We start from the raw sequence: 19,272 nt of genomic DNA, 5'->3' as shown, positions 1-19,272 counted from the left end.
GTTTCGGTTCGACGGTCGCTTGTGCGGCCGCCCCTCATGGATAACATGCCGGCCGGTGCTTCGGCACCGAAGCGGGTTCGACCACGAGCCCGCGTCACGGTCAAGCGGGTCGGTTTTCATGACGTTGCACAGCCATACGACCGGTTCACGACGGCGGCGCCTCCTCGCGGCGGCCCTCGTCGCCGCGCTGGCGTCCGTCCCGGCCCTCGCGTCGAGCGTCCTCGCGCAGGACGCCGGCCCGGCCAAGAAGGTCGGCACCGAGCGAATCGTCGTCACCCCGCCCGCCCCCGCCGCCCCGGCGACGCCCGCGGCGCCCGCTCCGACGCCGGCACCGAGCGGCACCGCCGCGCCTGCGGCCCCCGCGACCGCCCCGGCCCAGCCGGGCGCGCCGCTGCCGGAGGTGCACAAGGGCGAGGCCGATCTGCCGCCGGCGGTCGCCAAGATGCGCAAGCGCCTGCTCGACGCGGCCTATTCCGGCGACATGCAGCGGCTGAAGATGGTCATCCAGTCGAACGAGATGCCGCCGGTCTTCTCGGTCAACGAGATCGGCGACCCGATCGACTTCCTCGAGAAGCAGTCGGGCGACGGCAAGGGTCTGGAGATCCTGGCGATCCTGACCGACGTGCTCGAATCGAGCTGGGTCCACGTCAACGCCGGCAAGCCGCAGGACATGTACGTCTGGCCGTCCTACGCGGCGTTGCCGGTCGACAAGCTCGAGCCGGCGCAGCTGGTCGAGCTCTACAAGATCGTCACCTCCTCCGACTTCGAGGAGATGAAGGGCTCGGGCCGCTACACGTTCTATTCCGTCGGCATCGGCCCCGACGGCACGTGGCACTGGTTCCGCCCGGCCGACTGACGGCCGGGACGGGGGCACCGGTTCCGCCCGGCCGACCGACGGCCGGGACGGGGGGCACCGGTTCCGCTCGGCCGACCGACGTTCACGAGAGAAGCTCCCTGTTCGGCTTCACCCTGAGGTGCTCGCGTGAGCCGAGCCTCGAAGGGCGAAGCCAAGACGGGCGAAGCCACGGGGCTGACCCACGACGGGCCTTGCCCATCGGTCCTTCGCGCCTCACGAGGCCCGGCTCCGCCGGGCACCTCAGGATGAAGGACCTCCGCACGGAACGGGGAAGACCCCGAACGGCCTGAAGGATGCCCCCCTCCCCCGCTCGCAAATCTCTCGCGATGCACCATATTTGCTCTCGCCTCCCCGCCGCCTTCGGGCGATCCTCGGGGAGAACGAGAGGAGCGGCGGAATGAGCGGGAAGATCGCGCGACGGGACGATCGCGGCGTGGTTCGGGTCTCGGGCGAGGAGGCGGCGGCCTTCCTCCACGGCGTCGTCACCTGCACGACGAAGACGCTCGCCCCCGGCGAGGGACGGCTCGGCGCGCTCTTGACGCCGCAGGGCAAGATCCTCTTCGACTTCTTCCTCACCCCCCATGACGACGGGTTCCTGATCGAGGTCGACCGCGCGATCCTCGCCGACTTCGTCAAGCGCCTCGGCTTCTACCGGCTGCGCGCCAAGGCTACGATCGCCGACGTCTCCGCCGACTGGGCCGTGGCGATCGCCTTCGACGGCGACGCGCCGACGATCCCCGGCGCCGTCGCCTTCGCCGATCCGCGGGTGGAAGGGCTCGGCACGCATCTCCTCGTCCCCGCCGCTGCGGCACCGACCGCGACCGCGGCGCTCGACGACTGGCATGCGCTCCGCATCGGCCTCGGCGTGCCGGAGAGCGGCCGCGACTTCCCGCTCGGCGACGTCTTCCCGCACGACGTCGACATGGACGACCTCGACGGCGTCGACTTCAGGAAAGGCTGTTTCGTCGGCCAGGAAGTGGTGTCGCGGATGAAGCACCGCGGCACGGCGCGGAAGCGCATCGTCCAGGTCGTGGCCCGCGAGGCCCGCCCCGCCTGGCCCGACGCCGGTACCGAGATCACCTGCGGCGACAGGGCGATCGGCACGCTCGGATCGTCGTCCGGCACCGCCGCGCTGGCGCTCGTCCGGCTCGACAAGGCCAAGGCGGCGATCGATTCCGGCGACGCGATCGAGGTCGGCGGCGTCACCGTGGCGCTCGCGATCCCGGATTTCGCCAGCTTCGACTGGCCGGTGGAAGCGGCCGCCGACTGAGGGCATCGGTGCCTCTGGCGGGTCGGCGCGACCCGGTCTATGGATCGGCCTCGACACTTCACGGACGACTCGGATGCCGCCCCGTTCCACCCCGCCGCGCGCCTGGCAGCGCATGCTCTCGGGCCGCCGGCTCGATCTGCTCGACCCCTCGCCGCTCGACGTCGAGATCGACGACATCGCCCACGGCCTCGCCCGCGTCGCGCGCTGGAACGGCCAGACCTTCGGCGAGCATGCCTTCTCGGTGGCGCAGCACTGCGTGCTGGTCGAGGAGCTGGCGCTGCGGCTGGAGCCGAAACTCGAGCCCAGGTATCGCCTGACCGTGCTGCTGCACGACGCGCCGGAATATGTCATCGGCGACATGATCTCGCCCTTCAAGGCGGTCGTCGGCGGCGGCTACAAGACGGTCGAGGCCAGGCTCGAGGCGGCGATCCACATCCGCTTCGGCCTGCCGGCGACGCTGCCGGCAGCCATCAAGGCGCTGACCAAACAGGCCGATCACGTCTCGGCCTATTTCGAGGCGGTGGAGCTCGCCGGCTTCGGCGCCGAGGAGGCGGCCAAGATCTTCGGCCGACCGAAGGGCTTTCCCGAACGGCTCGGGCTCGATCCCTGGCCGGTCGGCGAGGCGCAGGCGCGCTTCCTCGCCCGCTTCCGCGAGCTCGACGCACTGGTCCACCCGCCGAAGTGAGGGGGTCGCCGGAGTGACGGTGGTCGCCTAAGTGAGTGGGTCTGACCGTCTTGCGACCGACATCCGGCGGGTTCAGGATTTCTCATCCTCCAAACGGGAGACCGCATGCCGAGCCTTCACGTCTGTTCGCTGTCGAAACTCGCCGACACCGTCACTGCCTGCGGGGCGAGCCATGTCGCCACGCTGATCAACGCCGGCACGCCGGTCACCCGGCCGGCGTCGATCCCGGAGGCGAACCATCTGTTCCTCGGCTTCAACGACATCGTCGAACCGATGGCCGGGATGATCCCGGTCGGCGAGGCGGAGATCCTGCGCCTCTTCGACTTCGTCGACGGCTGGGATCGTGCCCGGCCGATGGTGTTCCATTGCTGGGCCGGCATCTCGCGTTCGACCGCCGGGGCCTATGTCGCCGCCTGCCGGCTGATGCCGGACCGCGACGAGGCCGACATCGCCCGCGAACTGCGCGTCAAGTCGCCCTCGGCGACGCCCAATCTCCGCCTCGTGCGCCTCGCCGACGCGCTGCTGCGCCGCGACGGCCGCATGGTCGCCGCCATCGAGGCGATCGGCCGTGGCCGCGACGCCTTCGAGGGCCAGCCCTTCGTCCTGCCGATCACGGACGGCGCGCCATGAGCGAAGCCGGCGGCGGCATCGAGATCGGCCTCAACGCGGCGATCGTCGCGGTCGTCGAGGGCGAGCCTTCGGTGCTGACGCTCGGGCGCGGCCCGAGCGATGCCCCGACCGACGCCCTGCCCTTCGGCCCGTTCGATCCCGTCCGCCACCGCACGCTGGAGCTCGGCCTGCGCGCCTGGGTCGAGGCGCAGACGGCGCTGCATCTCGGTCACGTCGAACAGCTCTACACCTTCGGCGACCGCGGTCGGCTGGCGCGGGCCGGCGACCAGAGCCCGCACGTCGTCTCGGTCGGCTACCTGGCGCTGACCCGGCTCGAGGGCGCGCCCGACAACGCGGCGCGGGCGGTCTTCGCCGCCAACGCCGCCGAATTCCGCCCGTGGTACGACCATTTCCCCTGGGAGGACTGGCGCCACGGCCGGCCCTCCGTGCTCGACGAGGCGATCCTGCCGGCGATGCGGGCGTGGCGGGCGGAAGACCCGCGCCATCGCGACATCGGCCGGGCGCTCGACCGGGCGGAACGGCTCAGCCTGTTCTTCGGCGAGGACGGCAGCCCGTGGGACGAGGAGAAGGTGCTCGAGCGCTACGAGACGCTCTACGAGGCCGGTCTCGTCGCCGAGGCGCGGCGCGACGGGCGTACCGGCGGCGCCTGCCCGCCGCTCGGCCGCGCCATGGCCTTCGACCACCGCCGCATCCTGGCGACCGCGATCTCGCGGTTGCGCGCCAAACTCAAGTATCGTCCGGTGGTCTTCGAGCTGATGCCGGAGAGCTTCACCCTGACCGAGCTGCAGAAGACCGTCGAGGCGATCTCCGGCCGGCATCTGCACAAGCAGAACTTCCGCCGGTTGGTCGAGACCGCCGCCCTCGTCGAGGCGACCGGCGAGACCTCGCTCGTCACCGGCGGGCGGCCGGCGAGCCTCTATCGCTTCCGCCGCGAGGTGTTGCGCGAGCGCCCGGCGCCGGGGCTCCGGCTCGGCTCACGGGGCTGACGCGCGATCGGGCACCAGGATCTCCCGCACCACCTTCGTCACCGGCACGTGGCCGACGAAGTCGGTGTTGGTGTGGTGCCAGGCCTCGAGTTCGACGGCCGGCGGCGCCTTGCGGCGATGGGCGAAGTCGCCGATGCGGTCCCAGGTGCCGATGACCTCGACGACATGGGCGCAGGCGCGCGGCATCTTCACCCGCGCCGAGATCGAGACGATCCGCAACGCGGCGCAGAGCGCCTCGGAGCGCGCTCGGTCGGTGCGCTGGAGCGCATGGAGCGCGTCGGCGATCACCAGATTGCCCTTGGAATGGCCGACCAGCGCGTCGAGCTTCAGCCGCTCGTCGCGCAGCAGCGCCAACAGCGTCTCCGAGTCGCGATGGTCGTGCGGCGGCTGTTCGCCGAAGGCGCCGGTCTCGAGGCCGCGGATCCAGTCGAGCGAGCGGTCGACCTGTTCGCGCAGGCGGTAGCGGCCGTCGAGCCCCGCCGCCCAGGCGAAGCCGCCGGAGGCCTCGGTCAGGAGGTCGGCGAGACCCCAGCCGGAGACGAGTGCCGCGACCGGCCGGCCGAGCGCGTCGGCGACGTTGCGGCCGAAGGCGGCGGTGCCGAGCGCCGAGCCGCCGACGCCGGCGACCGCGATCGTGTCGACCGAGGCGCCGCCGGCCGCCATGAAGGCCTCGACGTCGGCGCAGACCACGAGACGGCCTTCGCCGGAGGGCGGCACGAGGAGGATGGTGCCTTCGCAAGCCGCGGACGGCGCGAGGTCGATCGCCTCGTCGCGGGTGACGACCTTGACGTCGTAGAAGAGCGCGTCGAGCAGGACGTTGCGACGACGGAAGACGTCGAGCAGCGCGGCGCTCGACGGGCGGCCGAACAGCCGCCACGGCAACGTCATCGCATCCGTCCAGCGCGCGATGCCGGCGGAGATGAAGTCGTCTGCCACGTCTCGTTTCCTCCCGTTTCGCCGATCATAGACCCGCGACGGCGCAGGGCCAACGGCGACCTCGGGCGTAGCCTCAGAGCAGCTCGCGCACGCTCTCGACCGGACGGCAGAGCCGCGCGCCTTTCGGCGTCGAGACGATCGGGCGGTTCATCAGGATCGGATGGGCGAGGATGGCGTCGATCAGCTCGTCGTCGGTCTTGGCCGGATCGCCGAGGCCGAGTTCGGCGTAGGGCGTGCCCTTCTCGCGCAGGATCGAGCGCACCGGCACGCCCATCTTCGCGACGAGGGCGACCAGTTCCTCGCGCGTCGGCGGCGTCTTCAGATAGAGCACGACCTTCGGCGCGGCGCCGGCTTCCTGGAGGATCGCCAGCACGTTGCGCGAGGTGCCGCAGGCCGGATTGTGCCAGATGGTGACGTCGGACATGGGGTCTCCTCGCGAACGTGGGTGTCCGCGAGGGATAGCCGAGGCGACCGTCCCGGGCAATCGCGCCGGGACGACCCTCTCATTCCGCCGGAGCGGGCACCGCGGCGGGTTCGCGGTCGACCGGGCGCTCGCGGATCGGCAGGTGGACGAGGCCGGCGAAGATGCCGAGCGCCACGCCCATCCACCACACCGGATCGTAGCTCTTGTTCAGGTCGTAGAGCGCGCCGCCGAGCCAGACGCCGAGGAACGAGCCGACCTGGTGGGAGAAGAACACCAGACCGCCGAGCATGGCGAGGTAGCGCGTGCCGAACATCAGCGCGACCAGCGCGTTGGTCGGCGGCACGGTGGAGAGCCACAGGATGCCCATGGTGGCGGCGAAGAGCACCACCGTCACCGGCGAGGCCGGCGCCATCAGGAAGAGGACGAAGACCACCGAGCGGGCGAAATAGATGAAGCTCAGGATCCAGCGCTTGGGGATGCGCATGCCGAGGATGCCGGAGCCGAGCGAGCCGACGACGTTGAAGGCGCCGATCAGCATCAGCGAGATCACGCCCCACTTCGGCTCCATGCCGATGTCGCGCAGATAAGCCGGGAAATGGGTGGTGATGAAGGCGACCTGGAAGCCGCAGACGAAGAAGCCGGCGACCAGCAGCACGTAGGAGCGATGGCCGAGCGCCTCCTTGAGCGCCTCGCCGATCGACTGGTCGTGGCCGTGGAACATGCGCGCGCCGGGCTTGCCCTGCAGCGGGATCGCCAGCAGCGGGATCAGGCCCATGATCGCGGCGAGGATGGTCAGGCTGTCGTGCCAGCCGAAATTGACGATCAGCCCTTGCGTCAGCGGCGAGAAGAAGAACTGGCCGAAGGAGCCGGCGGCGGTGGCGAAGCCGAAGACGAGGCTGCGCTTCTCCTGCGTCACGACGCGGCCGAAGGCGGCCATGACGATGCCGAAGGCGGAACCGGCGACGCCGAAACCGACCATGACGCCGGCGAGATGGAAGGAGAGCGGCGTCGAGGCCCAGCTCATCCACTGGATGCCGATCGCATAGATCACGGCGCCGACGGCGAGCGTCTTGGCGGTGCCGAAGCGATCCGCCGCCGCGCCGAAGGCCATGGCGCCGACGCCCCACAGCAGGTTCTGCCAGGCCATGGCGAGGGCGAAGGTCTCGCGTCCCCAGCCGCGTTCGGCGGTGATCGGCGTCAGGTAGAAGCCCATCGACGAGCGCGGGCCGAAGTTGATCGCGGCGATGAGGCAGCCGCAGACGACGATCAGCCAGAGGGGGAAATGCCGCCCCGCGGGGCGCTCGCTGCCGGTCATCGGAATTTCCTCCTCCGCCGGGGCCTCGCGCGCGACGCGGACGGTCCCTCTCTTCGTAGGAATACGCAGGCCGGACACGTTCGAAAAGTCAAAAGAGATGCGGTGATCGATCTACGGAGCTGATGGATCCCGCCGCCTCGTCGATTTTCATGACGGACATGCGACGGGGGTCTGTTCAAGCCGGAGCGACGCCCCTATATTTCAGCCGTCCGCGTAACGGGACGAACGCCGGGTGTTCGCCGGTGTTTTTTCGGGTCTCATATATGCTCAAAATGAGCATAAGACCTCGGGGAGAAACGGAATGACGGATGCGGTCGAGGCCAAGGTGACGGCCGGCGAGGCGATCTCGAAGAAGGCGAAGGCCCCGCGCCGCGCCGCCGCGAGCACGCGCACGAAGTCCGGCGCCGCCGAGAAGGTCGCGGGCAAGCCCGCCCCGCGCGCCAAGGCCGCGACCAAGGCGACCGCCAAGGCCGCGCCCCGCAAGGCGAGCCCCCGCAAGCCGGCGGCGAAGGTTGCGAAGCCGCAGACCGCCGCCGAGCGCTTCGGCGTGCTGCCGATGCCCACCCTCGAGTACACGCCCGAGATCGCCGAGGCGACGGCCCATCTCTACGCCAAGGTCGCCCACGTGATCCCCGAGATCGAGTGGCCGTTCCATGCGCCTTACGTCCACGCCATCAACGAGCTGAAGAAGATCCGCAAGGCGGTCGTGCTGGCGCACAACTACATGACGCCGGAGATCTTCCACTGCGTCGCCGATTTCGTCGGCGACAGCCTGCAGCTCGCCCGCCTCGCGGCGAAGACCGACGCCGAGGTGATCGTCCAGGGCGGCGTCCACTTCATGGCCGAGACCTCCAAGGTGCTCGCGCCGGAGAAGACCGTGCTGATCCCCGACGGCAAGGCCGGCTGCTCGCTCGCCGCGTCGATCACGGCAGAAGACGTCCGTCTGCTGCGTCGCCGTTTCCCCGGCGTGCCGATCGTCGCCTATGTCAACACCTCGGCCGAGGTGAAGGCGGAGGTCGACATGACCTGCACCTCGTCGAACGCCATCGAGGTGGTCGAGAGCTTCGGCACGGACCGCGTCATCTGCCTGCCCGACCAGTATCTGGCGCGCTGGGTGGCGGCCAATTCCAAGGTGAAGATCATCACCTGGAAGGGCGCCTGCGAGGTGCACGAGCGCTTCACCGGCGCCGAGCTCGAGGCCTACCGCGCCGACGATCCGAACGTCACGATCATCGCCCATCCGGAGTGCCCGCCGGACGTGATCGGCGCCGCCGACTTCGCCGGCTCGACCGCCAAGATGATCGACTACGTCAAGACGCTGCCGCAGGGCGCCCGCGTGGTGCTGATCACCGAATGCTCGATGGCCGACAACGTCTCCTGCGAGGCGCCGGGCATCGAGTTCGTGCGGCCGTGCAATCTGTGCCCGCACATGAAGCGGATCACCCTGCCGAAGATCCTCGACGCGCTTCTGAACATGACCGAGGAGGTCGTCGTCGACCCCGCGGTCGGCGAGCGCGCCAAGGCGGCGGTCGAACGCATGATCAACCTGAAGAACTGACCTCGCCAGAGGCCGCAGGGGAGGCTCGCGCCTCCCCCCTCGTCCGGACGCACGCGCCGGACCGGAGGGCCCGCCGTTGCCGCAGACCACCACCCATTCCCACGAACTCGCGAGCCCCCGCACGCAGGACGGCATCGACGACGTCGTCATCATCGGCGGCGGGCTCGCCGGCATCTTCTGCGCCCTGATGCTGGCGCCACGGCCGGTGACGGTGCTGACCGCCGCACCGCTCGGAGGCGGCGGCTCGTCCTATTGGGCGCAGGGCGGCATGGCGGCCGCGGTCGCCGACGGCGACCATCCCGACAAACACCTCGCCGACACGATCGCCGCGGGTGCCGGCACGGTCGACGCCAAGATCGCCGGGCTGATGACGCGCGAGGCGGCGGCCCGCATCGCCGATCTCCTCGCCTTCGGCGTGCCCTTCGATCGCGACGGCGCCGGCAAACTCGCCGTCGGCCGCGAGGCGGCCCATTCGGAGCGGCGCATCGTCCATGTCCGCGGCGATGCAGCCGGCAAGGAGATCATGGCGACGCTGGTCGAACGCGCCAAGGCGACGCCGTCGATCCGCATCCTCGAGGGTTTCGTCGCCGAGAGCCTGACCCGCGACGGCCGCTCGATCCGCGGCGTGGTGGCGCGGCCGAACGAAGGGCGCGCACTGACCACCGTCGAGTTCCCGGCCCACGCCGTGGTGCTCGCCTCCGGCGGCATCGGCCATCTCTACCGGGTGACGACCAACCCGCCGCAGGCCAACGGCCACGGGCTGGCCATGGCGGCGCGGATCGGGGCGATCGTCGCCGATCCGGAATTCGTGCAGTTCCACCCGACAGCCATCGACATCGGCCGCGACCCGGCGCCGCTCGCCACCGAGGCGCTGCGCGGCGAAGGCGCGATCCTGATCGACCGCGACGGCCGGCGCTTCATGGCCGACTATCACAAGGACCTCGAGCTGGCGCCGCGCGACGTCGTCGCCCGCGCCATCCATGCCGAGCGCATGGCCGGCCGCGGTGCCTTCCTCGACGCACGCGAGGCGGTGGGCGAGGCCTTTCCGAAGAAGTTCCCGACGGTGTGGGAGACCTGCACCTCGGCCGGGCTCGACCCGCGCGTCGCGCCGATCCCGGTCGCGCCGGCGCAGCACTACCACATGGGCGGCGTGCTCTCCGACGCCAACGGCCGCACCTCGGTCGACGGGCTGTGGGCCTGCGGCGAGGTCGCCTCGACCGGCGTCCACGGGGCGAACCGGCTGGCCTCGAACTCGCTGCTCGAGGCCGTGGTCTTCGCCGCCCGCATCGCCCGCGACATCCAGGGCCTGCTGCCCTCGCCGAAGGTCGCCCGCTGGGCGATCGACCGCGGCGAGGCGGAGGCCGAACTACCCGGCGGCGGCACCTCCGACGTCGTCGAGACGGTGCGCGACGTGATGGCGACCCATGTCGGCGTGATCCGCACCGGCGAAGGACTCTCGACCGCGCTGACGCAGATCGACGCGCTCGCCAGGGGCCGGCTCGACGTCGGCACGCTCAACACGCTGACCGCCGCGCGGCTGGTGACGGCGGCGGCGCTCGCCCGCACAGAGAGCCGCGGCGGGCACTGGCGCTCGGACTTCCCCGAAACCGATCCGGCGCAGGCGCGCCGCACCTATTTGACGCTCGACGAGGCCAAGGCGATCACCGCCGGCGCCGTCGCGCGGGAGGCGGAGACCGCATGACGACCAAGCCCGAGACGCCCGCCTTTCTGCCCGAACTGCCGCGCCTGCTGGTCGACCGCGCCGTCGAGGCGGCGCTGCTCGAAGATCTCGGCCGCGCCGGCGACATCACCGCCCAGGCGACGATCCCGCCGTCGGCCAAGGCGGTCGCCACCTTCGTGACGCGCAAGACCGGCGTCGTTGCCGGCATCGACTTCGCCCGCCGCGCCATGGCGATGATGGATCCGGCGATCCGCTTCTCCGAACTCGCCGGCGACGGCACCCGGGTTTCGCCCGGCGACGTCATCGCCCGCGTCGAGGGCTCGGCCCGCGCCGTGCTCTCGGCCGAACGGGTGGCGCTGAACTATCTCGGCCGCCTGTCGGGCATCGCCTCGGCCACCGCGATGTTCGCCGACCGCATCGCGCACACGAAGACCAAGATCGTCTGCACCCGCAAGACGACGCCGGGTCTGCGTGCCTTCGAGAAATACGCGGTCAAGTGCGGCGGCGGGGCGAACCACCGCTTCGGCCTCGACGACGCGGTGCTGATCAAGGACAACCACATCGCCGTCTGCGGCTCGGTCGCCGAGACGATCCGGCGCGCGCGCGCCTTCGTCGGTCATCTCGTCAAGATCGAGGTCGAGGTCGACACGCTCGATCAGCTGCGCGAGGCGATGACCGAGCACCCCGATGCGGTGCTGCTCGACAACATGGGGCCGGACGTGCTGCGGCAGGCGGTCGCCATCGTCGCCGGTCGCGCGGTGACGGAAGCCTCCGGCGGCGTCGGCCCCGACACGGTGGCGGCGATCGCGGAATCGGGCGTCGACCTGATCTCGACCGGCTGGATCACCCATTCCGCCCCGGTGCTCGACATCGGCCTCGACATCGACGTGCGCTGAGCACAACGACGACGGAACACGAGAAAGGGGGCCGCGAGGCCCCCTTGGTCTTTCAGCGCGTCGATCGCGATCACGGCGGCAGCTGGTCGTCGCCGGTCTTGGCGGCGGCATCCGCCTCGTCGTCGCCGAGCAGCGACTTGAAGCGATATTCGACGTCGTTGGAGTTGGCATAGCCCATCATCGGCACGTCGGGCTGAGCCCAGATGCGCGAGCGCGGCGGCAGCTGCGCCACCTGGCCTTCCGGCACCGGCGGCAGCAGCACGCGGTTGTGACCGGGTTTGCCGACCGAGACGGTGGCGACCACCGACGGCGTCACGACGCGGCCGGGGCCGGAGCGCACCATGGCGACGACGATCGGCTCGCGATCGGTCTCCGGCGTCTTGACGATGGCGACGCGCGGCAGGGACTTCTCCGACTGTGGCGCGGTCCAGGAGGCGATGGTGGCGACCGGCGGCCAGCCGTCCTGCGACGGCGGCACGACGGCGAGCGTCGGCTTGGTGAAGATGTCGCGATCGGTGGTGCGGCCGAGTGGGGCCGGCGAATAGAGGCGATCGGACTTGCCGCCGCGGTTGATGGTCGGCGGCACGCGGCGCTGGTCGGCCGGGGGCACCTGCCGGGCCGAGGGCACCGAACCGGTCACGTCGGGATCGATGACGTTGTCGGGCACCACCTTGGGCACGTCGCGCGGCGGCTGATCGGCCTCGGCGACGACGATCGGCTTGACGTCGACGGTGGCGACGACGACGGGCTTCACCTCGGTGGCGGCGACCGCGGTCGGCTTCGCCTCGGCCTCGTCGCGGGCGGCGACCATCGGCTTGGGCGCGACCACCGCGCCGTCCATCGAGAGCGGCAGCTGGTTGGCGGCCTGATGCACCGCGGCGGCGGCGGCGGCGAGGCGCACGTCGCGCACACCGTCCCAGTCGGCCATCCAGACGTCGGCGTTGCGGTTGGCCCAACGCAGCGGCGGCTCGCCCGACGGGGCATTGCCCAGCACGGCGGCGGCGACGAGACCAAAGAAGAGGACGGGGGCCACCCGCATGCGCGAGGCGGACTTCACCCGACGGGCCTTGTGACGGCCACGGCGATCATTCGGCATACGCGATACCAGCTCCGAACAACGCGTCGGAAACCCGCCCGTGACAGTCCTGCCACGGTCCACGGATTCCCTCCGGATCGAAGTCATGATCGCCGGGTAACCTCGAGAAAGCGTTAAAGGCGGGAGGGGAGCCGCGAATTTCCTCGCGTTCGCCCGTCCGCGCCCCGCTCGGCCCGGCACGACATGGTTACGAAGGACGCGAGACTTCGGCCGAAAGTCGCCCGGAGAGCGTGCCGTCGAGCCGGCGGATGGCGCCGAAGGGGCCCTCCCCCGGGCGCTCGAGATCACGCGCGACCACCGCGAGCCCGCGCGCCCCGAAGCGGACGCGGATCGCGTCCTCGACCCAGTGGCGGGCCTGCGCGCCACGCCGTGCCGCCTTGCGCCCGGCCTCGGCGAGCCAGCTGCGATGGCTCGCGACCGCCGTGGCGAGATCGTCGAGGCCGGTGCCGGCGGTCGAGGAGACGAGCACGACGGGGGCGATCCAGTCGCCCGGCCGATGCGAGGCGAGCGTCAGCGCGCCGGCGACGTCGGCCATGGCGCGGCGCGCGGGGTCGCCCATGTCGGCCTTGGTGACGCAGACGACGTCGGGCAGCTCCATCACGCCGGCCTTCATGAACTGAAGACTGTCACCCGATCCGGGCTGGATGCACAGGAGCACCGTGTCGGCGACGAAGGCGATGTCGCCCTCCGACTGGCCGATGCCGACGCTCTCCACCACCACGAGGTCGTGGACCGCCCGCATCAGCACGATCGCCGCGACCGCATGGTCGGAGAGGCCGCCGAGCCGGTCGCGCGCCGCCATCGAGCGGACGAAGACGCCCTGGTCGTCGGGATCGGTGCGCAGCCGCGTGCGGTCGCCGAGCAGCGCGCCGCCGGTGAAGCGCGACGAGGGATCGACCGCGACGACGCCGACGGTACGGCCCGCCGCGCGCGCCTCGCGGATGAGGGCATTGGTCAGCGTCGACTTGCCGACGCCGGGCGGGCCGGTGAGACCCAGCACGTCGCCGGCGCCGTCTTCCGCCGCCTCGTCGAGGAGACGAGCGAGTTCGGCCGAGCCGTGCGCCGTCTCCACCAGCGTCAGGGCGCGGGCGAGGGCCGGCTTGCCGCCGGCGCGGATCGTGGCGAGGGTGGGGAAGGCGCGCGCGTTCATGCCTGCTTCATGGCCCGGCGCGGGGGCCGCGTAAAGGCGGCGGTTGGTCGAAGGCGGCGAATGCCCCGGTTCGTCTATGGCGGGAATGCCCGCATGGACGGCGGCGGTCGACATGCTAGACAGGAGGGCGACGAAACCATCGGAGGCCGGCCATGCACGGAACATCGAAGAGGCTCGCCACGGCCCTCGTCTTCCTCGCGCTCGCCCTGCCGGCGCGGGCGCAGCAGGCGACCGACCTTCCCCCCGCCCTCGCCCCTTTCGCCGCGTCGATCGAACCGGCGCCGGCGAGCGTCTCCGGTCTGCCGGGGCGGACCTACGTGCCGGTCTATTCCAGCGTCATGGCGATGGGCGGCGGCACGCGGATCGACTTCTCGATCACCCTGTCGATCCACAACGGCTCGGCCACCCGGTCGATCGTGATCGAGCGGATCGACTATTTCGACACCGCCGGCAAGCTGGTCGAGGCCCATCTCGACCGGCCGGTCTCGCTCAAGCCCTACGGCACGATGCAGGTGGTGGTCGCCCAGCCCGACACTCGCGGCGGGCTCGGCGCCAATTTCGTCGTCGACTGGACGGCGCCGACCGCGACGATCGAGCCGATCGTCGAGGCGGTGATGCTCGCCTCCCACGGAACCCAGGGCTACTCGTTCCTCGCCACCGGCCGCAAGGTCGAGCGCTGACGGCCGATTTCGGCCGGAAACCGGGTCCGCAAGGCTACGGACCCGGTCGCTCGACCATGGCCGCGACGGCGTTTCGGGGCTCGGGTAAATTTCCCTGCGAACGGCGATTTTCCGGCCCGAATGCACTGGTTTCTTCCCCGTTCGGCCCCAATATGGAGAAATTGCGCGCGAAACGGGCCGAGTGCCCATGTCTCGAGCGCATTTCTCCCCTGCGACGACGGCGCTTCTCGAGCGCTCGTCCAGGCGTAGGGAAGCGACGAAGACGACGGCCGAGGAGGCCGCGACGAAGAAGAAGGACGTCCCGAGACATGAAGACCCGCCTCATCCTCGCCGGCCTGGCGCTGGCGCTCGCCACCGGCACCGCCCATGCCCAGGTCAAGATCGGCGTCGCCGGCCCGATGACCGGTGCCCTCGCCGTCTACGGCCAGCAGCTGAAGAACGGCGCCGAGATGGCGGTCGCCGATCTCACCGCCAAGGGCGGCGTGCTCGGCCAGAAGCTCGAGCTCAAGGTCGGCGACGATCAGGCCGATCCCAAGCAGGGCGTCTCGGTCGCCAACAAGATGGCGGGCGACGGCGTCAAGTTCGTCGCGGGTCACCTGAACTCGGGCGTGTCGATCGCCGCCTCCGACGTCTACGCCGAGAACGGCATCATCCAGATCTCGCCCTCGACCACCAACCCGAGCTACACCGAGCGCAAGCTCGCCAACGTGTTCCGCACCTGCGGCCGCGACGATCAGCAGGGCAAGGTGGCCGGCGCCTATCTCGCCAAGGCCTTCGCCGGCAAGAAGGTCGCCGTGCTCGACGACAAGACCACCTACGGCAAGGGCCTGTCGGACGAGACCCGCAAGGCGCTCGAGGCGGCCGGCATGAAGCCGGTGCTGGTCGAGTCGGTCAACGGCGGCGACAAGGACTACGGCGCGCTCGTCTCCAAGATCAAGGCGGCCCAGGCCGACGTGGTCTATTTCGGCGGCACCCATGCCGACGCCGGCCTGATCATCCGCCAGATGCGCGATCAGGGCGTCAAGGCACCGCTGATGGGCGGCGACGGCATCAACTCGGCCGAGCTCGCGGCGATCGCCGGCGATGCGGGCATCGAGGGCACGCTGATGACCTTCTCGCCCGATCCGCGCAAGATCGCCGGCGCCGCCGAAGTGATCGCCCGCTTCCGCGCCAAGCAGATCGAGCCGGAATCCTTCACGCTCTACACCTACGCCGCCGTCGAGGTGTGGGCGCAGGCGGTGGAAGCCGCCAAGTCGACCGACGTCGCCAAGGTCGCCGCCGAGATCCACTCCGGCCGCACCTTCAAGACCGTCGTCGGCCCGCTCTCCTACGACGCCAAGGGCGACATCACCACGCCGGCCTATGTCGTCTACCAGTGGAAGAAGAACGCCGACGGCAAGATCGACTACGCCGAGGTGCAGTGAGGCCGACCGGCGCGCCGCCCCGGGCTGCGCGCCGACGTCTCTCTGTCGGGCCGCTCGGCCCGGCCGCATGACCGACACGACGAGGGCGGGGAGCGCGCAGGCGTTTCCCGCTCTCGTCGTTCTTGCTCTTGCACATTATTCGCAATAAAGTCGGAACAGGATCGCCGCGGAGCCATCGGGCGCTTCGCGCGGGAAGGATGTCATGTCCATGGAATCACGGATCGAGAACGCGCCCTGGACGGCCTCGCTCGGGGCGCACGTGCGGCGCAACCCGGGGACGGCGGCGGGCCTCGGTCTGGCGCTGGCGGCGGTGCTGGTGCTGCTCGGGGCGAGCCTGCGCGACCTTCTGGCGGGCGAGGCCTCGGACGGACTGAAGCTCGGCATCGTCGGCGGCTTCGCCGGTTTCGCGGCGACGGCACTCGGCGCCCTGCCGGCGCTGATGCTGCGCGAGATGCCGCAGAAGCTCTCCGACGTGCTGCTCGGCGGCGCGGCCGGCATGATGCTGGCGGCGTCCGCCTTCTCGCTGATCATTCCCGGCCTCGAGGCCGGCACCACGTTCTCCGGCTCGAAGTCGATCGCGGCGCTGATCGTGGTCGCCGGCATGGGGCTCGGCGTGCTGCTGATGCTCGGCCTCGACGCCTTCACCCCGCACGAACACGAGACCGTCGGTCCCTGTGGCCCGGGCGCCGAGCGTTTCGGCCGGGTCTGGCTCTTCGTCTTCGCCATCGCGCTCCACAATCTGCCGGAGGGCATGGCGATCGGCGTCGGCTTCTCCCATGCCGACATGGCGGTCGGCCTGCCGCTGACCACCGCCATCGCGCTGCAGGACATTCCGGAGGGCCTCGCCGTCGCGCTGGCGATGCGCGGCGCCGGCTTCTCGGCGGGGCGCTCGGTCGTCATGGCGGTCGCGACCGGCCTGCTCGAGCCGATCGGCGCGGTGCTCGGCGTCGGCCTGACCGGTGGGCTCGAGATCGCCTATCCGACCGGCCTCGGGCTCGCCGCCGGCGCCATGCTCTTCGTCGTGTCACACGAAGTCATTCCCGAGACCCATCGCAACGGCCACCAGACCCCGGCGACGGTCGGACTGATGGCCGGCTTCGCCCTGATGATGGTGCTCGACACCACCCTCGGCTGATCCCTTTCACGGCCGACGGCGACGCATCGCCGCGGCCGCCCAACCAGGAGACAATGAATGTCCGGCATTCCGCAGATCAACATCGGCATCGACGAGGCCACCCGCAAGACGATCGCCGACGGCCTGTCGTCGCTCCTCGCCGACAGCTACACGCTCTATCTGATGACGCACAATTTCCATTGGAACGTGAAGGGGCCGATGTTCAACACGCTGCACCTGATGTTCATGGGGCAATACACCGAGCAGTGGACCGCCCTCGACGCCATCGCCGAACGCATCCGCTCGCTCGGCTTCCCGGCGCCCGGCACCTACAAGGAGTTCGTGGCGCGCGCCTCGATCGCCGAGGTCGAGGGCGTGCCGAAGGCGCTCGACATGGTCCGCCATCTGGTCTCCGCCCAGGAGGCGACCGCCCGCACGGCGCGGGCGCTGTTCCCGGTGGTCAACGCCGCCGACGACCAGCCGACGGCGGATCTCCTGACCCAGCGCATCGACGTCCACGAGAAGACCGCCTGGATGCTGCGTTCGCTGCTCGAGGAGTGAGGCGAGACGCACGGAACGAAACGCGGCGCGGCGCGGCGGGCTCCCCGTCGCGCCGTCGTCGTTTCAACCCAGGATGCCGGGCAGATCGAGCCCCTTCTGGCGCGCCCAGTCGCGGGCGATGTCGTAGCCGGCGTCGGCGTGGCGCATGACGCCGGTCGCCGGGTCGTTCCACAGCACGCGGCCGAGACGGGCGGCTGCCGCCTCGGTGCCGTCGGCGACGATGACCATGCCGGCGTGCTGGGAGAAGCCCATGCCGACGCCGCCGCCGTGGTGCAGCGACACCCAGGTCGCGCCCGAGGCGCAGTTGAGCAGCGCGTTCAGGAGCGGCCAGTCGGAGACGGCGTCGGAACCGTCCATCATGGCCTCGGTCTCGCGGTTGGGCGAGGCGACGGAGCCGCTGTCGAGGTGATCGCGGCCGATGACGATCGGTGCCTTCAGCTCGCCTCGCGCCACCATCTCGTTGAAGGCCAACCCCAAGCGATGGCGATCGCCGAGGCCGACCCAGCAGATCCGCGCCGGCAGGCCCTGGAACCGAATCCGCTCTGCCGCCATGTCGAGCCAGTTGTGGAGATGGGCGTCGTCGGGGATCAGCTCCTTCACCTTGGCGTCGGTCCGGGCGATGTCCTCGGGGTCGCCGGAGAGTGCCGCCCAGCGGAAGGGGCCGACGCCGCGGCAGAACAGCGGGCGGATGTAGGCCGGGACGAAGCCCGGGAAGGCGAAGGCGTCCGCGACGCCCTCCTCCAGCGCCATCTGGCGGATGTTGTTGCCGTAGTCGGTGACCGGCACGCCGTCGCGCCACCAGCCGAGCATCGCCTCGACATGGATCGCCATCGCGGCGCGGGCGGCCTTGGCGACGCCCTTCGGGTCGCTCGCCCGGCGGCTCTCCCACTCCTCCAGCGTCCAACCGGCCGGCAGATAGCCGTTGACCGGGTCATGGGCCGAGGTCTGGTCGGTGACGAGGTCGGGGCGGATGCCGCGGCGGCGCATCTCGGGCAGGACCTCGGCGCAGTTGCCGAGCAGGCCGACCGAGATCGGCCGCCCGTCGAGGCGGGCGCGCTCGATCATCGCCATCGCCTCGTCGAGCGTGTCGGCGCGGGCATCGAGATAGCCGGTGCGCAGGCGGAAATCGATGCTCGACGGCCGGCATTCGACCGCGAGGCAGGAGGCGCCGGCCATGGTGGCGGCGAGCGGCTGAGCGCCGCCCATGCCGCCGAGGCCGCCGGTCAGGATCCAACGGCCCTGCCACGAGCCGCCGTGATGGCGCCGCGCGGCTTCCGCGAAGGTCTCGTAGGTGCCCTGAACGATGCCCTGGCTGCCGATGTAGATCCACGAGCCGGCCGTCATCTGGCCGTACATCATCAGACCCTTGCGATCGAGCTCGTCGAAATGCTCCCAGGTCGCCCAGCGCGGCACCAGATTGGAGTTGGCGATGAGGACGCGCGGCGCGTCGGCATGGGTGCGGAAGACGCCGACCGGCTTGCCCGACTGCACCACCAGCGTCTGATCGTCCTCCAGCCGACGCAGCGTCTCGACGATGCGATCGAAGCTCTCCCAGTCGCGCGCAGCCCGGCCGATCCCGCCGTAGACGACGAGATCGGACGGCCGCTCGGCGACCTCAGGATCGAGATTGTTCATCAGCATCCTGAGGGCGGCCTCGGTCTGCCAGCTCTTGGCGGACTTCTCGGCCCCGCGCGGGGCTCGGACGACGCGGGCATTGTCGATGCGGGTCTTTGGGCCGGTCATGGGGGCGTTTCCTCGGGCAGGTTCGTCGGATGACTCGTCGTGATGTGCGTCGGTCGGGGAGACGTCCAGCCCCCCTCCCTGGCCCTCCCCCTCGAGGGGGGAGGGAAGAATCGTGGCGCTCGCCGAAATCCCGACCGCGCGCCGTCGTCTCGGCTGCGGCGGCGGCAGCGCCGGCAGAGGCGGCGGAACGGCGGCCTCGCCTCCTGCGTCCCCTCCCCCCTCGAGGGGGAGGGACAGGGAGGGGGGCAACCGCGGCTCGCCGAGAGC

The 19,272-nt window shown here is 70.8% G+C and carries 18 protein-coding genes; 12 read left to right on the top strand and 6 right to left on the bottom strand.

The window, feature by feature from the left end; genetic code table 11:
• Positions 1–118 precede the first annotated feature (118 nt).
• The 5 genes from ACT541_RS06575 (at position 119) to ACT541_RS06555 (ending at position 4,427) form a co-directional block, all read left to right on the top strand.
• Entirely contained in the window at positions 119–856 is a 738-nt protein-coding gene (locus tag ACT541_RS06575; RefSeq protein WP_476135247.1) for a hypothetical protein, read from the top strand.
• A 397-nt stretch (positions 857–1,253) separates the two neighbouring features.
• Complete coding sequence (gene ygfZ / locus ACT541_RS06570; RefSeq protein ID WP_476135246.1) at positions 1,254–2,126, top strand: CAF17-like 4Fe-4S cluster assembly/insertion protein YgfZ; 873 nt, start codon at positions 1,254–1,256, stop codon at positions 2,124–2,126.
• 73 nt (positions 2,127–2,199) lie between these two features.
• The gene (locus ACT541_RS06565) at positions 2,200–2,811 is read left to right on the top strand and encodes an HD domain-containing protein (protein ID WP_476135244.1); all 612 of its coding nucleotides are present in this window, start codon (positions 2,200–2,202) and stop codon (positions 2,809–2,811) included.
• A 105-nt stretch (positions 2,812–2,916) separates the two neighbouring features.
• Positions 2,917–3,441, top strand: a complete 525-nt coding sequence (locus ACT541_RS06560; protein WP_476135242.1) for a tyrosine phosphatase family protein — start codon at positions 2,917–2,919, stop codon at positions 3,439–3,441.
• The gene (locus ACT541_RS06555; RefSeq protein ID WP_476135240.1) at positions 3,438–4,427 is read left to right on the top strand and encodes an NUDIX hydrolase; all 990 of its coding nucleotides are present in this window, start codon (positions 3,438–3,440) and stop codon (positions 4,425–4,427) included. Before ACT541_RS06560 ends, ACT541_RS06555 begins: the two co-directional genes overlap by 4 nt.
• On the opposite strand, the gene ACT541_RS06550 is transcribed toward ACT541_RS06555, so the two are convergent.
• The 3 genes from ACT541_RS06550 to ACT541_RS06540 all read right to left on the bottom strand — a co-directional run bounded on the left by ACT541_RS06550 (position 4,416) and on the right by ACT541_RS06540 (position 7,102).
• Positions 4,416–5,363 carry a hypothetical protein gene (locus tag ACT541_RS06550; RefSeq protein WP_476135239.1) on the bottom strand — a complete coding sequence of 316 codons (948 nt, stop codon included), beginning with the start codon at positions 5,361–5,363 and terminating at the stop codon, positions 4,416–4,418. The genes ACT541_RS06555 and ACT541_RS06550 overlap by 12 nt on opposite strands.
• A gap of 73 nt (positions 5,364–5,436) precedes the next feature.
• Positions 5,437–5,787, bottom strand: a complete 351-nt coding sequence (arsC, locus tag ACT541_RS06545; RefSeq protein ID WP_476135237.1) for an arsenate reductase (glutaredoxin) — start codon at positions 5,785–5,787, stop codon at positions 5,437–5,439.
• A gap of 79 nt (positions 5,788–5,866) precedes the next feature.
• On the bottom strand, positions 5,867–7,102 hold the full coding sequence (locus ACT541_RS06540; protein WP_476135235.1) for an MFS transporter: 1,236 nt from the start codon (positions 7,100–7,102) through the stop codon (positions 5,867–5,869).
• Between the two features lie 301 nt (positions 7,103–7,403).
• Between ACT541_RS06540 and nadA the strand changes: the two genes are divergently transcribed.
• From nadA to nadC, 3 genes are all read left to right on the top strand, one after another.
• A complete protein-coding gene (nadA, locus tag ACT541_RS06535; RefSeq protein WP_476135233.1) occupies positions 7,404–8,660 on the top strand; it encodes a quinolinate synthase NadA in 1,257 nt (418 codons plus the stop codon).
• A 76-nt stretch (positions 8,661–8,736) separates the two neighbouring features.
• Positions 8,737–10,362 carry an L-aspartate oxidase gene (locus ACT541_RS06530; protein ID WP_476135231.1) on the top strand — a complete coding sequence of 542 codons (1,626 nt, stop codon included), beginning with the start codon at positions 8,737–8,739 and terminating at the stop codon, positions 10,360–10,362.
• Positions 10,359–11,237, top strand: a complete 879-nt coding sequence (nadC, locus tag ACT541_RS06525; protein ID WP_476135230.1) for a carboxylating nicotinate-nucleotide diphosphorylase — start codon at positions 10,359–10,361, stop codon at positions 11,235–11,237. Before ACT541_RS06530 ends, nadC begins: the two co-directional genes overlap by 4 nt.
• Before the next feature lie 70 nt (positions 11,238–11,307).
• Here nadC and ACT541_RS06520 read toward each other — a convergent pair whose 3' ends face one another.
• Positions 11,308–12,333 carry a hypothetical protein gene (locus tag ACT541_RS06520; RefSeq protein ID WP_476135228.1) on the bottom strand — a complete coding sequence of 342 codons (1,026 nt, stop codon included), beginning with the start codon at positions 12,331–12,333 and terminating at the stop codon, positions 11,308–11,310.
• Between the two features lie 187 nt (positions 12,334–12,520).
• Positions 12,521–13,483 carry an ArgK/MeaB family GTPase gene (locus tag ACT541_RS06515; RefSeq protein WP_476135227.1) on the bottom strand — a complete coding sequence of 321 codons (963 nt, stop codon included), beginning with the start codon at positions 13,481–13,483 and terminating at the stop codon, positions 12,521–12,523.
• A gap of 152 nt (positions 13,484–13,635) precedes the next feature.
• Here ACT541_RS06515 and ACT541_RS06510 point away from each other — a divergent pair, with 152 nt between their 5' ends.
• The 4 genes from ACT541_RS06510 to ACT541_RS06495 all read left to right on the top strand — a co-directional run bounded on the left by ACT541_RS06510 (position 13,636) and on the right by ACT541_RS06495 (position 17,262).
• A complete protein-coding gene (locus ACT541_RS06510) occupies positions 13,636–14,163 on the top strand; it encodes a DUF3124 domain-containing protein (RefSeq protein WP_476135226.1) in 528 nt (175 codons plus the stop codon).
• Between the two features lie 308 nt (positions 14,164–14,471).
• Positions 14,472–15,587, top strand: coding sequence for a branched-chain amino acid ABC transporter substrate-binding protein (locus ACT541_RS06505; protein ID WP_476135224.1), 1,116 nt, complete (start codon positions 14,472–14,474; stop codon positions 15,585–15,587).
• 202 nt (positions 15,588–15,789) lie between these two features.
• Positions 15,790–16,722: a ZIP family metal transporter gene (locus ACT541_RS06500; RefSeq protein WP_476135222.1), complete on the top strand. Its 933-nt coding sequence runs from the start codon at positions 15,790–15,792 to the stop codon at positions 16,720–16,722.
• Between the two features lie 57 nt (positions 16,723–16,779).
• Complete coding sequence (locus ACT541_RS06495) at positions 16,780–17,262, top strand: Dps family protein (protein ID WP_476135220.1); 483 nt, start codon at positions 16,780–16,782, stop codon at positions 17,260–17,262.
• 63 nt (positions 17,263–17,325) lie between these two features.
• Here ACT541_RS06495 and hutU read toward each other — a convergent pair whose 3' ends face one another.
• On the bottom strand, positions 17,326–19,005 hold the full coding sequence (hutU, locus tag ACT541_RS06490; RefSeq protein ID WP_476135218.1) for a urocanate hydratase: 1,680 nt from the start codon (positions 19,003–19,005) through the stop codon (positions 17,326–17,328).
• Positions 19,006–19,272: the final 267 nt, after the last annotated feature.

This window comes from Pinisolibacter sp. DMC100, from assembly GCF_056313705.1.
The sequence above is the reverse complement of the archived record's forward strand: the minus strand, read 5'-3'. Positions and strand labels throughout refer to the sequence as shown.

What these genes read in the sequence shown, in the direction of transcription:
- ACT541_RS06560 (WP_476135242.1), top strand. Translation starts at nt 2,917, where the DNA reads ATGCCGAGCCTTCACGTCTGTTCGCTGTCGAAACTCGCCGACACCGTC.
- ACT541_RS06505 (WP_476135224.1), top strand. Translation starts at nt 14,472, where the DNA reads ATGAAGACCCGCCTCATCCTCGCCGGCCTGGCGCTGGCGCTCGCCACC.
- ACT541_RS06515 (WP_476135227.1), bottom strand. Translation starts at nt 13,483, where the DNA reads ATGAACGCGCGCGCCTTCCCCACCCTCGCCACGATCCGCGCCGGCGGC.
- ACT541_RS06565 (WP_476135244.1), top strand. Translation starts at nt 2,200, where the DNA reads ATGCCGCCCCGTTCCACCCCGCCGCGCGCCTGGCAGCGCATGCTCTCG.
- ACT541_RS06500 (WP_476135222.1), top strand. Translation starts at nt 15,790, where the DNA reads ATGTCCATGGAATCACGGATCGAGAACGCGCCCTGGACGGCCTCGCTC.
- ygfZ (WP_476135246.1), top strand. Translation starts at nt 1,254, where the DNA reads ATGAGCGGGAAGATCGCGCGACGGGACGATCGCGGCGTGGTTCGGGTC.
- ACT541_RS06575 (WP_476135247.1), top strand. Translation starts at nt 119, where the DNA reads ATGACGTTGCACAGCCATACGACCGGTTCACGACGGCGGCGCCTCCTC.
- ACT541_RS06495 (WP_476135220.1), top strand. Translation starts at nt 16,780, where the DNA reads ATGTCCGGCATTCCGCAGATCAACATCGGCATCGACGAGGCCACCCGC.
- nadC (WP_476135230.1), top strand. Translation starts at nt 10,359, where the DNA reads ATGACGACCAAGCCCGAGACGCCCGCCTTTCTGCCCGAACTGCCGCGC.
- arsC (WP_476135237.1), bottom strand. Translation starts at nt 5,787, where the DNA reads ATGTCCGACGTCACCATCTGGCACAATCCGGCCTGCGGCACCTCGCGC.
- hutU (WP_476135218.1), bottom strand. Translation starts at nt 19,005, where the DNA reads ATGACCGGCCCAAAGACCCGCATCGACAATGCCCGCGTCGTCCGAGCC.
- ACT541_RS06555 (WP_476135240.1), top strand. Translation starts at nt 3,438, where the DNA reads ATGAGCGAAGCCGGCGGCGGCATCGAGATCGGCCTCAACGCGGCGATC.
- nadA (WP_476135233.1), top strand. Translation starts at nt 7,404, where the DNA reads ATGACGGATGCGGTCGAGGCCAAGGTGACGGCCGGCGAGGCGATCTCG.
- ACT541_RS06520 (WP_476135228.1), bottom strand. Translation starts at nt 12,333, where the DNA reads ATGCCGAATGATCGCCGTGGCCGTCACAAGGCCCGTCGGGTGAAGTCC.
- ACT541_RS06510 (WP_476135226.1), top strand. Translation starts at nt 13,636, where the DNA reads ATGCACGGAACATCGAAGAGGCTCGCCACGGCCCTCGTCTTCCTCGCG.
- ACT541_RS06540 (WP_476135235.1), bottom strand. Translation starts at nt 7,102, where the DNA reads ATGACCGGCAGCGAGCGCCCCGCGGGGCGGCATTTCCCCCTCTGGCTG.